14 protein-coding genes are annotated in these 13,990 nt (G+C 46.1%); 8 read left to right on the plus strand and 6 right to left on the minus strand.

Annotated elements, in window-relative coordinates; all coding sequences use genetic code 11:
* The first annotated feature begins 72 nt into the window (after positions 1–72).
* Together rlmD and H70357_RS03340 are read left to right on the plus strand one after the other, a co-directional pair.
* A complete protein-coding gene (rlmD, locus tag H70357_RS03335; protein ID WP_038598520.1) occupies positions 73–1,644 on the plus strand; it encodes a 23S rRNA (uracil(1939)-C(5))-methyltransferase RlmD in 1,572 nt (523 codons plus the stop codon).
* Between the two features lie 108 nt (positions 1,645–1,752).
* Positions 1,753–2,001, plus strand: a complete 249-nt coding sequence (locus H70357_RS03340) for an amidohydrolase family protein (protein ID WP_076110188.1) — start codon at positions 1,753–1,755, stop codon at positions 1,999–2,001.
* A 49-nt stretch (positions 2,002–2,050) separates the two neighbouring features.
* Here the strand turns inward: H70357_RS03340 and H70357_RS03345 are convergent, their stop codons facing one another.
* Positions 2,051–2,995, minus strand: a complete 945-nt coding sequence (locus H70357_RS03345; RefSeq protein WP_038585742.1) for a ketopantoate reductase family protein — start codon at positions 2,993–2,995, stop codon at positions 2,051–2,053.
* A 149-nt stretch (positions 2,996–3,144) separates the two neighbouring features.
* Here H70357_RS03345 and H70357_RS03350 point away from each other — a divergent pair, with 149 nt between their 5' ends.
* Positions 3,145–3,735 (plus strand): TetR/AcrR family transcriptional regulator, encoded by a 591-nt coding sequence (locus tag H70357_RS03350; protein ID WP_038585744.1) that lies wholly within the window; start codon positions 3,145–3,147, stop codon positions 3,733–3,735.
* Between the two features lie 547 nt (positions 3,736–4,282).
* Here H70357_RS03350 and H70357_RS03355 read toward each other — a convergent pair.
* Entirely contained in the window at positions 4,283–5,260 is a 978-nt protein-coding gene (locus H70357_RS03355) for a phosphotransferase enzyme family protein (RefSeq protein ID WP_038585747.1), read from the minus strand.
* 510 nt (positions 5,261–5,770) lie between these two features.
* Between H70357_RS03355 and H70357_RS03360 the strand changes: the two genes are divergently transcribed.
* Positions 5,771–6,283: a LytTR family DNA-binding domain-containing protein gene (locus H70357_RS03360; protein ID WP_231578374.1), complete on the plus strand. Its 513-nt coding sequence runs from the start codon at positions 5,771–5,773 to the stop codon at positions 6,281–6,283.
* A gap of 13 nt (positions 6,284–6,296) precedes the next feature.
* Positions 6,297–6,725 carry a DUF3021 family protein gene (locus H70357_RS03365; protein ID WP_038585750.1) on the plus strand — a complete coding sequence of 143 codons (429 nt, stop codon included), beginning with the start codon at positions 6,297–6,299 and terminating at the stop codon, positions 6,723–6,725.
* A gap of 233 nt (positions 6,726–6,958) precedes the next feature.
* Here the strand turns inward: H70357_RS03365 and H70357_RS03370 are convergent, their stop codons facing one another.
* The 4 genes from H70357_RS03370 to H70357_RS03385 all read right to left on the minus strand — a co-directional run bounded on the left by H70357_RS03370 (position 6,959) and on the right by H70357_RS03385 (position 11,947).
* A complete protein-coding gene (locus tag H70357_RS03370; protein ID WP_038585752.1) occupies positions 6,959–9,517 on the minus strand; it encodes an ABC transporter permease in 2,559 nt (852 codons plus the stop codon).
* On the minus strand, positions 9,514–10,203 hold the full coding sequence (locus H70357_RS03375; protein ID WP_038585755.1) for an ABC transporter ATP-binding protein: 690 nt from the start codon (positions 10,201–10,203) through the stop codon (positions 9,514–9,516). Before H70357_RS03375 ends, H70357_RS03370 begins: the two co-directional genes overlap by 4 nt.
* An 81-nt stretch (positions 10,204–10,284) precedes the next feature.
* On the minus strand, positions 10,285–11,274 hold the full coding sequence (locus H70357_RS03380) for a sensor histidine kinase (RefSeq protein WP_038585758.1): 990 nt from the start codon (positions 11,272–11,274) through the stop codon (positions 10,285–10,287).
* Entirely contained in the window at positions 11,261–11,947 is a 687-nt protein-coding gene (locus tag H70357_RS03385; RefSeq protein WP_038585761.1) for a response regulator transcription factor, read from the minus strand. The genes H70357_RS03380 and H70357_RS03385 overlap by 14 nt, the downstream gene beginning before the upstream one ends.
* Positions 11,948–12,228: 281 nt before the next feature.
* Here H70357_RS03385 and H70357_RS03395 point away from each other — a divergent pair, with 281 nt between their 5' ends.
* The 3 genes from H70357_RS03395 (at position 12,229) to mazF (ending at position 13,977) form a co-directional block, all read left to right on the plus strand.
* Complete coding sequence (locus H70357_RS03395; RefSeq protein WP_038585768.1) at positions 12,229–13,218, plus strand: tRNA dihydrouridine synthase; 990 nt, start codon at positions 12,229–12,231, stop codon at positions 13,216–13,218.
* Positions 13,219–13,411: 193 nt separating this feature from the next.
* Entirely contained in the window at positions 13,412–13,642 is a 231-nt protein-coding gene (locus H70357_RS03400) for an AbrB/MazE/SpoVT family DNA-binding domain-containing protein (RefSeq protein ID WP_038585771.1), read from the plus strand.
* Positions 13,636–13,977, plus strand: a complete 342-nt coding sequence (mazF, locus tag H70357_RS03405; RefSeq protein WP_038585773.1) for an endoribonuclease MazF — start codon at positions 13,636–13,638, stop codon at positions 13,975–13,977. Before H70357_RS03400 ends, mazF begins: the two co-directional genes overlap by 7 nt.
* Positions 13,978–13,990 lie beyond the last annotated feature (13 nt).

Here is a 13,990-nt window from a genome sequence, read left to right on the forward strand (position 1 = left end):
GCAGGTGGCTGTAAGGCTGGCCTGCACTTTTATTGCAAAAGCGAAGATAATGAAAGAAGTGAACCTATAGATATGAGTAAACACCGCAGTGGACGCAGCGCAAGCCGCCGGGAAGGCACGGCGCCTGTCGCCGGACTGCCAGTGAATAAGAATGACGAGGTTATGCTCGATATCATCGGCATGACCCATGAAGGCGAAGGGGTAGGCCGCGTAGAGGGCTTTACCCTATTTGTGCAGGGCGCTCTCCCCGGTGAGAAGGTCCGGGCGAAGGTGCTTAAGACGAAGAAGCAGTATGGCTACGCCAAGCTTCTGGAGCTTGTGCAGGCCAGCAGCGACCGCATCGCGCCGCCCTGCGCCATCTATGACCAATGCGGCGGCTGTCAGCTGCAGCATATGGATTACACCGCCCAGCTGGCGTGGAAACGCCAGCTGGTGGTGGACAACCTGCAGCGGATCGGGAAGCTGCAGGTGGCGGGTGCGCCGGGCAGAGGCGCAGGTGCTGGGAAGCCTGTTGCAAAGGAGGCCGTTGAACCGGCGGATCTGACTGCCGGGGCAGAAAGTGCAGCAGCTGAGGGCGGGAGTGTGGCCAGTGCAGGTGCTGCGGGTGGCCAGGCTGACGGTATTATCGTCCGGCCAACCCTGGGCATGGACGAGCCTTGGCGTTACCGCAACAAGGCTCAGGTACCGATCGGCGTCACCGAAGGCGGCCTTGTCGGCGGCTTCTATGCCCGCGGCAGCCACCGGATCGTAGACATGGAGACCTGTCTGATCCAGCATGAGCATAACGACGACGTCGTTGCCGCGGTAAAACGCATAGGCAGAGAACTGGGCATCTCCGCCTACAACGAAGAGACCGGACGCGGCCTGCTGCGCCACGTCGTCGTGAAGAAAGCCTTCCGCACCGGGCAGATGATGCTGGTACTGGTCACGAACGGCCGCGACATCCCGCATCTTGACGCCTGGCTCGGCAGCATCCGCGAACAGCTGCCGGCTGTGGCAAGCATCTGCCAGAACATCAATACACAGAAGACAAATGTCATTTTCGGAGATGAGACCCGTGTCTTATGGGGCACCGACGTCATCTACGATTACATCGGCGATGTGCAGTTCGCCATCTCCGCCCGTTCGTTCTATCAGGTGAATCCGTCACAGACTGAGGTGCTGTACAGTAAAACCGTAGAATATGCCGGTCTGACAGGCAAGGAGACTGTAATCGATGCCTATTGTGGTATCGGGACAATCTCGTTGTTCCTGGCGCAGCACGCGTCTAAAGTGTACGGCGTAGAGATAGTGCCTGAAGCTATTGAGGACGCGCGTGCGAACGCACGGCTTAACAATATGAACAACGTAGTGTTCGAGGTAGGTGCCTCAGAGGACGTGATCCCGAACTGGAAAGAGCAAGGTGTCACGCCGGACGTCATCGTCGTAGATCCGCCGCGTAAAGGCTGCGACCCGCGCCTGTTGGATACGATTCTGGCGATGAAGCCGGAGCGGGTGGTGTATGTGTCTTGTAATCCATCGACACTGGCGAGGGATTTGCGGGTATTGGAGGATGGCGGGTACAGAACAGTGGAGGTAACTCCGGTGGATATGTTCCCGCATACGGTGCATGTGGAATGCTGTGTGTTGTTGGTGAGGGAGTAGTGATTTGGAGCCACATTTACCTGAATGAGTCCTAATGTATCACAAATTTTGGCTTACTCTTTAGAAGAACAATCGGATTCTACAATAAATTAAGATATCGAAGACGAGTTGGAGAAGGCCGGTATCCCGCCGCTTCATGTTCTTCAGATGACAACCCTGAACGGGGCTGGATTTCTGGACCGGATGAATGATATGGGGACCGTGGATATCGGCAAAAACACCGATTTGGTCCTTCTGGACGCCAACCCCATAGAAAGCGTACAAAATCTTTATGGTATTAACGCTGTGATACGGGCAGGTGCTTACCACGATAATCAAAAGCTAAGCTCAATGAAGGAAAGGCTTGGAGCAAAATAGAATCTAAGGCCAAAATTATCCGCATGATGACAGAGAATCCTGGAAATTTTTATGATATGGAATTATCAATAGCTTTGTGTTGTTCAGTGTTTTCAAATGCCAAAGTAAGACGTGGTAAAGGAATACCTAACTTTTTTGCTTCTCTCACAACTTCAAGTACCGCAAAACCTGCTTTACTATTGTTGTATTCGATGAAAAGTCGTGGTAAGCTACCCTTTGCAAAAATAACCTTGTTAAAAAGCGTGCCGAGAAGTGCCGGTGGAATCTTAGTTAACAGTAGAGAAATCGTATCAATCTTTGCACCTCTTGCTTTAAGTACAGGGATAATTCCCCTCATATTCTTACCAACATTTGCGAATGAGTCACTATGATTCATGAGTGCTGGAAAACTTCCCAGTTTTAACACCTCGGTCTCTATAGCCGCATTCATGGCAAAGTGATTCCATAGCCAGTTTTGCATATCCTTTATCCAACTAATTTTAAAATGGGCACTTTCAAATAGTTCTTTGACCTTGTTGTTAATATGTTCAGTGCCTACCCGTGGTTTTTCCAGAAATAGCATTTTTAAAAAGCCACCTCTAAGCCTATTGTCCGCGATGCCGCCGCCGCCTCCTGGGAACCCAAAGACAACATTGTTCATAGACAATGGTGAGATCGATGATTTCAAATCTTGCCAAACGTTATTGAATATTAGGACAGGGGTGTTTCCAGCAGCAGTCGATAGTAATTGTGCTGCTTCTGGAAGTTGTTCCGTGTTGACACTCACAATAATGAGATCATAATTTGGGCTCATCTCCTCATGCAGTTTGACGTTCCAGCTTTCTTTTATTAGCTGTTTCCCTCTTCGTGCGTCCCACATTTCAAGCTCTATGTTGCTTCCGAAGGTTTCTTTTCTCCCTTTTCTAACGTAAAACTCAACTGTATGCCCTGCCTTTTCAAAAGCCCAAGCATATTGGGTCGATATTACACCTCTACCGAAGAATAAAATTCTCATATTAGCCTCCTAAAAATATATATTAATCCTTGTTGATGATCAAACAACGTGTTGTATAATGTTATTGTATAGATTCACTATACGGTCATCAACCATCAGATTATTATTATCTGTCGTATAATCGATTGAACAGAAAATGGAGGCAAATAATGAATAAGCAACCTGAAATTACGGACAAAACTAGGCAAACATTTATAAATGTATTCTGTGATTTATATAGCCAAAAACCAATTGAAAAAATATCCATTCAAGAGATTGCTAACCAATCAGGATATAATCGCAGTACATTTTATCAATACTTTACGGATATCTATGAGTTGTTGGACTGCGTTGAAGAGCGTGTCTTTAAATCCATTAACGAGGAAATGGCAAGCAGAGAGTTTTCTACACATACTTTTCAAGATGCACTTCAATGCTTGGAAAATGCAGAGGAAATTTCAGTTCTTAAAGCCCTCTTGGGCGACTATGGTTCTGTTCATTTTGTTGAACGCCTGAAAAGAGAAATTCCCTTTGAGAGATTGATTGTGGACTTTCCAACAAATGATGTTTTAGCACCATACATAATTGAGTTTTACATATCAACATTAATATCTATGTTTCGCCTTTGGATACGCAACGGCAAAGATCTATCGTCGGAAGAATTGGTCAAGTTGGTAGACAGCCTATTTGCAAATGGGATAACACCGTATCATATTTTTGGCACGGTCAATCCGCGGCGCCCTGATTCGAATAAAAAGTAAGGGGACGAGGAGAAAGAGAATGAGGGACTTTAATATCGGCTCATCTTGCCATTTGGCGGGTATCATTGGCGCATTCTTGATATACAGGGCAATGCGGCCTTGATTTTAACTGAATACATGATCGAACAACACTCCTATATTACTGACAATGAAAAAAATACGGTGAGCGGCAGTATGAAGTTGATTTTATCAATCAAACGGCAAAATAAATAAATAAATTACGAAACCCGCACATGTGGAGTCGGTGGCGTGGATGACTCCAAAAAAACTGATGTCAAAAAGGAGCCGGTTAGGCTCCTTTTTGACATCAGGGTTGAAAGATATTATGTATGCTAATGCTTTCGTTTGAGAACATTTCAACTTTGCCATTGCTGCAGGCAGGGAGGCCGGGTATTTCAAATATTGCCCATAAAAGAGCTGGTATTTCAAGCTTGCTCATCGTTTTGGGGCAATCTTTTTCCGTTATGGCGGCAATGTAGTAATCCGTCGTGTTCTATCCATTCCGCTGTATACACCCACTAGCCCATCCCCATGACGGTATAAATTGTTATTCCCAATACGGAACACCTGTGAAGAGAAACGATTCATTGTTTACATAGGCATTAATTTCTCTACTGGCTAATTTGCTGATATGGTCTGGTAACCACTCCTGAGAGTCGGGCAGACCCAGCCAGAAATTCATGGTCTCAAGCTGTGCTGCAACGAAAAAACCTTCCAATAGCTCAATATAGTTATCCGGTAATGAATGATACTTAGAATATGATTTCAGTAACTGTTCTCTGAATGAAGGATGTATATATGAGAATGTCCAGCCCAAATCAACCAAATAGTAACCAAATCCGCAAGCGCCAAAATCGATGGGCCGCGCCTCTTTTTCATGAAACACAATATTACTTGGAATCAAATCGGCATGAATCATTCCCCAATTACCGGACGTTCTCTCAATAGAGTTCATCATTGTAATTACCTGCCCACCTGCAATCTGAAGAAGTTCGGTATCACTTGTATTAAGCAGACCTGCATTAGCCCGCTCCTTAAGCTTGCCCAGTGATTGTAATATACGGGAACTATCAAAGGCAGGACGTTCAAATAAACTTGGGATTTTCCAGTTAGAGGCTTGCCTATGTAATTTACCGGTCATTTCACCTATATATTTAGCGTCATCTATTGTAAGGATAAAAGGTTTCTGCTCACCTTCCACCCATTGTAGTAAAGTGCAGTTTGTATTGTTTACGGTCGTAATGAATTCTCCGCGGGTATTCTTGTAAGGTGAAGGCAGGGTTAAATCTGTATCTAAGGCTAAGGCGTGAAGCCAGACCATTTCGGAGTGGATCACTTCCTGCTTACTCCAAAAACTTTCAAGAGCGTCACCTTTGGATATATGCAATCGGAGGCTATAACTGTTGTTATCCAGGTCAGTGATTTTGTAGATCGTATTTCCGCTTTGTGCAATGAAATCAATCGATTTACATGTTATGGAGTAGTTACTTAATGCTTCCTTTGCTATACTTAAGTTTTTATTCAATCGCAGATCTCTCCTCGTTATCATTGTATAAAATTACAATAACACATCTATTTTTTTGAAAAAATGTAATGGTTAATTATATTTGTTTTTGACGTCGAGTGTGTAGACATGTCAGAGGATAGGAAATGAGAGAGTAATAAATTCATTTATAGAAAATTTTGATGAGAGCATCCTTGGATAGCTCTCTTTTTTAGTCCGAAATTATTAAGGTGAATTTTGGATAAAATAGTTCTATTATATAGAATGAATTTAATAACTACACAAAAGGGCAAAAGTAACGGAGGGGAAATTTGGAACTGTAGGAGCGATAGCGACCGCCTTTGTCACCGGATTTCCACCACATATAGTGGGTTAAATCAAGAAATCTGGGGACAACAGCGGCCGGAAGTCCAAATATTCACCGTAGTTACTTCCTCGCCAAAATGGGAAAATCTTAAATTCAATCTATATAGAAGGATTTATAGGTCTTGAAGTCGAAAAAAGTAACAGGATTCAGAAGAGGTAATTGGATTGACACACAAGTCCTACCACCGATTCAGTTACTGGAATAACTTAAAAAAATTAGAATTTCTGAGGGTGTTTTCTATCAAAATTTCCATCGAAGTAATAGAACATACAGAAGAAGAGGAGATCCGCATCAGGTGTCACCAAGTAGACGAAGAAATACATGAGCTCGTTGATAAAATAAAAACCGAAATGCTTATTATACTTGGTTATCATGAGGATAAGATCAGCCGCATCAAACTTAGTGATATTTATTATTTTGAAGCTGTTGACGGAAAAGTGTTTGCGTATGGCAAGAACAACGTTCATGAAGTCAAACAAAAGCTTTATGAACTGGAGGGACTTTGCAAAGAGAAACATTGTTTTCGAGCCTCCAAATCGACCATTCTAAATATAGCTAAGATTGCCAGCATTCATCCGTCGATCAGCGGCCGCTTTCAAGCATTATTGGATAACGGGGAAAAGGTAGTCATATCACGGCAGTATGTGCCAATGCTTAAACATATGCTTGGATTATAAAAGGGGGACCTATATGAAGTATTCCGAGCTCATAAAAGAAATGATTAGAGATTTCTTAATTGTATTCGCCTCCATAATTATAATCATCGCTATTTTGCGGCAAATCTATGATCCTGATGCAAGTTTCGAATTAAAGACGATTTTTACAATTATGGCTTTCTCTTTTCTGGGTACTTTGACCGGAATCATTTTATATACGCCGCATGCGATTAGCGAGAATAAAATGCGCCTCCTAGTGATTTTACATTTCTTTTTTCTGGAAGCCCTATTAATTTCTCTGGCTGTAATATTGAATCTCGTATACGGCACTTTCGGTATACTATTATTGGCTTTGGAAATTGCCGCAGTATACACTATCGTTCACCTACTGACGTATAAGAATGACAAAAAGGAAGCTCAAAAGATCAATGAAAGGCTAAAAATATTTAAAAACGAGGTTTAGAAGACATACACAAACCGATCATAAATATAGTCGTATCTGCAGCGTAAGTACACTTCTTTGCGTTGTTTTTATAACCTATTGGCTCTAAGCTACAGCTTATCGTTTATGCGTATACACCTGTGGATTACTTCAATGCGCTGGAAGCCTACGCCGTTCATGGGGAATGAGGCTGTTCAAAAAGTAGGCATGTACTACTTTTTGAACAGCCTTTTTACTTTAATATCGCTTTTGAATCAAGTCATATCATCCCGAAGCGCATCAATAATATTTTCCTTTTTGATCTTGCTAATGGCATACAGCATTGTAACAAACACAATAAAGAGAACGCTGAACACGCTAATTCCGATGCTGGCCCAAGGCAGCACAAAAACGATACCGTCCGCTCCGCCTATGAACATCCCTTTGTAAATCAGCCAAGAGAAAATCACCGCTACGGGAAGCCCGACGAGCAGTGCCCTCATGCCATAAAAGGCACACTCGAAATTCATCATCTTCTGGAAATCGTGTTCCGACATTCCCACCGAGCGAAGCATGGCAAGCTCCCGCCGGCGCAGCTTGATGTTCGTGGAAATGGTGTTGAACACATTGGCAATTGCAATCAGTGAAATCATAATGATAAAAGTATAGGCAAACACGTTGGCAATGAAGATATAATTACGGCTCTCATCCATCAGTCTGTTCATATTGTACATATTGTACGCAGCTGTGATCCCCGCGCCCTCGATCATCGTTTCCATTTCATCTGCCGACTGCGTGGGGCTCTCTGACTGAAAGGTCATGCCCTTCATAGCCACATGAGTGTCAGGTGTTACATACTGCTCTTTGAGCGAATAGGGAGCCATCACATAGAAAAAGATCGGCGTCGGCTCCGTGGCATCCAGAATTGGGAGTGTATCGGGCGGCGCGGTATCGACAAACGTAATGCTGACGTTTTTCCCCTGTTCCTGCTCCGCCCCGTCATCTGTCTTGGGCACGATGGTAAAATTCATGGCAGAGTTTGTGAACACGTCCACATACTCGCCCGCCTCTTCAATCTTGGCAACGGAAATCAGCTTAGCATTTTGCCCGGTATATTCCTCTGCCGGCAGACCCAGCTCTGAAAGAATACTAAGATAGGTGCTTTCATCAAGGAACTGAAATTGCATGGGCAGATTAACGGTATCGCCCGTTGCATAAGAAGGTGCATGTTCCCAGTAATCGTCTGTCATATCGCTTGCTTTGGCAGTGCCTGAATAGGTAACAAGCGCCTGATATGAGCTTGCATAGACGCCATCAGCGGTCTTCATCTTGTCATATAGCGGCAGCATTTCGCTGTCGTCCATGTCCCGTGCGGCAAAGGCGATGTCGTAGGTCGTAACCTCTGTCGACTGACCTAACGCCAGCTTCAGATCCGTCACAAAAGCACTGGCTGATATAAACAGCACTACGCTTAAAACAAGCGACAGCACAATGCTGCGATAGCGTTTCTTGTTTCTCTTAAAATTCTTGAGTGCAAGGGTTCCCTCCAAACCGTAAATGTGCTGTGCCAGGTTTGAAGTTTTAACAGCTTTGGATTCAACCTTGACCTCGTTCGTCTGGCGAATACACTCCATCACAGGCGTGTTTACAGCTTTTCTTGCCGGGATATAGGCCGAAATCAGAATCGTAACCATACTGACCGCTGCCGCAGCAATAATTGCGGGAATGGATACCGTCACGGTCAATGGGACATCAGTGTAGAGGATGTTACCAAACGTCTTGGCGACAATGTCGATTACGAGTTTGATGCCGCCCATGCCAACCAGTATACCTATCGGTATGCCGACTGCGCCGATGCAAAGTCCCTCAAACAGCACTGAATTTCGTAGCTGCTTTGCCGTGGCTCCCACCGACATGAGGATACCAAACTGCTGTGTACGCTCATTCAGGGAGATGTTGAAGGAGTTGTAAATCAGAAAAATCGAGCCTATCATGATGATGGCGACCACAATGCCGCCAACCGCATACAGAAGCCTGTTGAACATGTTATCGTCCGAAAGGCCCATGAAACGCAGCACATAATCATTCAAAAAATACGCATGGTCTCCGGCTGTTTTGTCGATGTAAGCATGTATCTGGCGCGGGTTTTTCAGGGTGACAAACAGGCTGAAGCTATCTGTGCTATCCCCGGCATCTGTTTTAGTGATTAGGGTATATCCCGGCGCGGAGGTTTCCTCAAAGCGGGGTCTTTGACAAATACCCACAATCTTGTAGGTTTTCTCACCCTGAGGCACAAAGGTTTCGCTCTGGGCATTGTACGGGTCATTCTGACCGAGCTTTTCGCCGCCGCTCATGCGGCTTCCCACTGTGAGGGAAACGGTGTCGCCCACCGCGAATTTCACGCCGGCTTCGGTTGCGACTTTCCCCGAAACAAGAATCTCTCCGCTGTTTTCGGGCATCCTGCCGGAAAACAGTGTGACAGGCAGAGCATCCAAGGTTTCCTCACTGTAACCAGCCAGAAAAAGATACGGCTTGCCCTGGGTTTTGCTGCCGTCAAGCGCGGCGTAACCGATATTTTCAAAGGTTGCGGTGCTTGCAACTCCATCGTCGTGGGTTCGTTCCTGTACGAAAGAGGAATCAACATCCAAAAACTCGACATGCCAATCACCGTATTTTGCAATTGCGCCGTTTGTCATATAGCTCAGCAGGGATACGCCAAAGGTAGCGACTGCCGTAATCATGGCAGCAGACAGAACAACTCCGATAATCGTTACAAGCGTTCGTGTGCGGTTCTTTTTCAGTCCTTGTAGGGCGACCTTGTTGAAAATGTTCATGACCGTGCCACCTGCCTCTCATCCCGCACTACTTTGCCGTCTGATATGCCGATAATGCGGTCTGCTTGCAGGGCGATATTTTCGTCATGCGTGACGATGAGAAGAGTCTGCCGATATTTTTGATTGCTTAATTTCAGCAGGTTGATAATTTCATGTCCATTTCGGCTGTCCAAACTGCCCGTGGGTTCGTCGGCAAGCATGACCGCCGGGGCATTCATCAAAGCGCGTCCTATGGAAACGCGTTGTTGCTGACCGCCCGAAAGCTGGTTGGGTAAATGCATTTTCCGGTCCTTCAGCCCAAGCAGGTCCAACAAGTCATTCAGCCGTTCCTCGTTGACCTTCCGCTTGTCCATCAGTATAGGTAAGGTGATGTTTTCCATCACATTCAGAGTGGGAATGAGGTTGTGAAACTGGTAAATCAGTCCGACCTGCCGCCTGCGGAAGATGGCGAGTTTCTCATTGCTTTGGGCATATACATCCTGCCCGTCCAAATACACCTTTCCGCTTGTCGGCACGTCCACGCCGCCGATAATGTGAAGCAATGTGGATTTGCCGGAGCCGGAGGAGCCGATGATTGCGGTAAACTCCCCCTTTTCGATGGTAAGCGAAACATGGTCAAGCGCGGTAACTTGGTTTTCGCCCTTGCCGTAGACCTTGCATAGATTTTCAATTTTTAAGAACTCCATTATGTGAGTCTCCTTCTCATGGTTTACCCATATAATAGAACCTTCATCTTACATCTCTGTGACTTTCAGGTGAGAGATTCGTCACTTTGGGAAACGAATAGCAAATACCGCACCGCCCTGCGGGTGATTTTTTGCGGTAATCGTCCCTCCCTGCCTTGTTATAATCATCTTGCAGAGAGAAAGTCCAATCCCGTATCCTGTAGCATTGGGGTTTTTCCCGCGATAAAACCTGTCAAACAGGCAGGGTAAATCTTCTTTTTCAAAGCCCGCGCCGCTGTCGTGGATAGCAATCCCGGTAAACAGCGGGTTGTCCGTGCAAACAATCTCAATCTTCCCGTTCTCGCCAGCGCTTTCCAAGCAATTTTTGAGGATATTTTGAATGGCTTCCGAAAGCCAACCCGAATCGCCCTGAATCATTACCCCTTTCGGCACGTCCATTTGCAAATCAATATCGTGCAGTTCCATTGAGATTAGAAACGGGCGAAGCGCGGCGCATATTAAGTTGTTTACATCGATCTGCCCGCTTTGGAACACCACAATGCCTGCGTCCAAGCGGGATAATTTCAATAGAGAAGTAATCAGCCAATCCATCCGCACAAGCAATTCCTCTGTTTCCCGTACAAATGCTTTCCGCTCGTTTTCATCAGGGCTATTCGCTAACAATGACAGAATGAGGTTCGCGGATGTGAGCGGAGTTCGGAGCTGGTGGGCTATGTCGGCAAGCGAATCGGCAAGATGTTCTTTTTCTTTTATCAGCGCGTCGTTTTGCTCCCGAATACGCAGCATCATTTTTGTTATCTCGCTGTGCAGAATGGAAAGTTCGCCCTCGTCTGATTCACCAATATACAGATGGTCAGCATTATGAAGTACAAGATCAATTTGATTTGAAATCCGCGCAATGCTTTTGTATCGGGCTTTGGTAAACACGAAAAACGCTGTGCCAAAGGCGGCGGCAGAAGCAATGGCAAGGATTCCCGCCGCCTCATTTATTGCAAATCCCAGCATTACAGCGGCGGCGGCCATTAAGGAGAACAAAGTGGCAAACTGCCGAAACTCTCTATTCCGAAGCATGCCCGCCCCCCAATCTATACCCTGTCCCGCGAACGGTCAGAATAATTTGCGGGCTTGCCGGGTCGTTCTCTATCTTCTCCCGCAAGCGTTTGATGTACACGGTCAATGTATTGTCATTGACAAACTCGCCCGCCGCGTCCCACAATTCATCAAGTAGCTTGCCCCTCGTGATAATACTTTTTGGATTGCTAATAAACACCAGCAACAAGCGGTATTCTAATGCTGAAAGAAAAACCTCGCTGCCGTTTTTTTTCACAACGCCGCTTGCCGTATCGACATGAAGCCCGCGAATTTCAAAATCCGCCCCGGAACGGCCGCTTTTTCGCAGGGCGGTTCCAATTCGCGCAATCAGTTCGCGCGGACGAAAAGGCTTGGTGATATAGTCGTCCGCGCCCATGTTCAGCCCGGTAACAACACTCGCCTCATCGCCGGAAGCCGTCAGAAAGATAACGGGTACATCATGCGTTTCTTTGATTTCCGTGCAAACCGTAAAGCCATTTCCGTCAGGCAAAGAAATATCAATCAACGCCAAGTCGAATTTATTCCCGGCAAGTGCGGCAAGGGCTTCACTCCGCGTAGGGGCGTGGAGGACTGTAAATCCCTCTGAGCGGAGCAAAAGTATAAGGTTTTTAGCGATTGCCTTATCGTCCTCAACCAAAAATATCCGTTTCATTTATTTTCACCAGCCTTTACTTTAGCGCTCCTATATCGTCCGTTAGCCGGTTTTTCAGCGTCAACCGGAACAAGCCATGTATTTCCCACGCACAACACCTCCATAGCTTTATTATATTTCTTTCGACGGAAATATATAGGCTGAGGTATAAAACAAAAAAATACAGGAGCGTGGAAAGGAGTTCACGCTCCCGCACAGGTTAAAGATGTTAGGCGGCGTTAGCCCCTTCTTTTATGATATACTTTGATTTATCATGCTGTATTCATAGAGAGGTTTTTGAGATGACAAATAATTTTTGGCGTGATTTACCACGGCCTTTTTTTATACTGGCGCCTATGGAAGATGTGACGGATGTTGTTTTTCGCCATGTCGTAAGTATTGCTGCCAGACCGGATGTGTTTTTTACGGAGTTTGCGAATACAGAGAGTTATTGTCACCCGGAGGGGAACCATGCTGTGCGCGGGCGTTTGACTTTTACAGAGGATGAACAGCCCATCGTAGCTCATATCTGGGGAGACAAGCCTGAATACTTCCGTCAAATGAGCATCGGTATGGCGAAAGAAGGATTCAAAGGCATCGATATTAATATGGGTTGTCCTGTATCAAATGTAGCAGAGAATGGGAAGGGAAGCGGCCTGATCTGCCGTCCGGAAACCGCAGCGGAGATCATCCAGGCCGCCAAAGCCGGGGGACTGCCTGTCAGTGTGAAAACAAGACTTGGTTTCAGTGACTTAGACGAATGGCGCGGCTGGTTGACCCATATTTTGAAGCAAGACATTGTTAATCTGTCTATTCATCTGCGCACCAGAGAGGAAATGAGTAAGGTGGATGCCCACTGGGAACTGATTCCGGAGATTAAGAAACTCCGTGATGAGGTGGCACCAGATACACTGCTGACCATTAACGGGGATATCCCGGACCGTCAGACTGGCCTGAGGCTCGCTGAAGAGTACGGTGTGGATGGTATTATGATTGGGCGCGGTATTTTTCAGAATCCATTTGCTTTTGAGCAGGAGCCGAAGGATCACAGCAGTGAGGAATTGCTTGATCTGCTGCGGCTGCATCTGGATCTCTATGATAAATACTCCGTACAGGCACCACGTTCGTTCAGCCCTCTTCAACGATTCTTTAAAATATATGTCCGCGGATTCTGCGGGGCAAGTGAATTAAGAAATAACTTAATGAACACTAAGTCCACAAGTGAAGTGCGTGCGCTGCTCGATGAATTTGGAAGCAAGGAGCATGATGGGGTGGAGGAACATGGGGATTAAGCTGCCGAGATTGTAGAAATCCGAGTAGAAAATAGAATAGACGCTAAACGAGTGAGGATCGGATGAATGGGGAAGGGGATGAGCCCGGAGCCAACAAGCCTTTCCTCTGTTTTTTATATATATTCTACACAATGATTTGACTTCTAAAAAAACATTGTTTACACTTTGTTTATACATTCTGGGAGGCGGTTCTATGTTTCAGGTTCGAAAATGGGGTAACAGCTTGGGCATTCGCATTCCGAAATCCCTTGCCCTAAAGGTCGGTATTGAGGAAGGCTCCGAAGTCGATCTTGATGTGGAAGATGGACATCTTATCATCAAGCCGAAGTCGGCTACACTGGACGAAATCCTTTCCCAGGTCACCCCGGAAAATCTCCATAATGAGGTCTCTACAGGCGAACAACAAGGACGGGAAGTATGGTAACGGGCGGGTATGTGCCGGATCGAGGCGACTTGGTATGGTTGCAGTTCAACCCGCAAGCGGGGCATGAACAGGCAGGCAAACGTCCGGCCTTGGTCGTGTCTCCTGCTTCCTATAATGGTAAGGTCGGACTTTCCTTGCTCTGTCCGGTAACTTCTAAACAAAAGGGCTACCCGTTTGAAGTAGTCATTCCGCAGGATCTGCCCATCGAAGGGGTTATCCTTGCCGATCAAGTAAAGAGTCTTGATTGGCAATCCCGACAGGCAGTGTTCATCTGTAAAGTACCACAGATCATACTGTCAGATGTCGTTGCCAAACTCGACTTACTGATTCGCTGACCTACAATTGTAG

The organism is Paenibacillus sp. FSL H7-0357 (assembly GCF_000758525.1).
In the GTDB taxonomy this organism is placed as follows: Bacteria; Bacillota; Bacilli; order Paenibacillales; family Paenibacillaceae; genus Paenibacillus_AQ.

Excerpts from the sequence above, each read along its gene's own strand:
- rlmD (WP_038598520.1), top strand. The coding sequence starts at position 73 with ATGAGTAAACACCGCAGTGGACGCAGCGCAAGCCGCCGGGAAGGCACG.
- H70357_RS03345 (WP_038585742.1), bottom strand. The coding sequence starts at position 2,995 with ATGAGAATTTTATTCTTCGGTAGAGGTGTAATATCGACCCAATATGCT.
- H70357_RS03350 (WP_038585744.1), top strand. The coding sequence starts at position 3,145 with ATGAATAAGCAACCTGAAATTACGGACAAAACTAGGCAAACATTTATA.
- H70357_RS03365 (WP_038585750.1), top strand. The coding sequence starts at position 6,297 with ATGAAGTATTCCGAGCTCATAAAAGAAATGATTAGAGATTTCTTAATT.
- H70357_RS03370 (WP_038585752.1), bottom strand. The coding sequence starts at position 9,517 with ATGAACATTTTCAACAAGGTCGCCCTACAAGGACTGAAAAAGAACCGC.
- H70357_RS03375 (WP_038585755.1), bottom strand. The coding sequence starts at position 10,203 with ATGGAGTTCTTAAAAATTGAAAATCTATGCAAGGTCTACGGCAAGGGC.
- H70357_RS03380 (WP_038585758.1), bottom strand. The coding sequence starts at position 11,274 with ATGCTTCGGAATAGAGAGTTTCGGCAGTTTGCCACTTTGTTCTCCTTA.
- H70357_RS03385 (WP_038585761.1), bottom strand. The coding sequence starts at position 11,947 with ATGAAACGGATATTTTTGGTTGAGGACGATAAGGCAATCGCTAAAAAC.
- H70357_RS03395 (WP_038585768.1), top strand. The coding sequence starts at position 12,229 with ATGACAAATAATTTTTGGCGTGATTTACCACGGCCTTTTTTTATACTG.
- H70357_RS03400 (WP_038585771.1), top strand. The coding sequence starts at position 13,412 with ATGTTTCAGGTTCGAAAATGGGGTAACAGCTTGGGCATTCGCATTCCG.
- mazF (WP_038585773.1), top strand. The coding sequence starts at position 13,636 with ATGGTAACGGGCGGGTATGTGCCGGATCGAGGCGACTTGGTATGGTTG.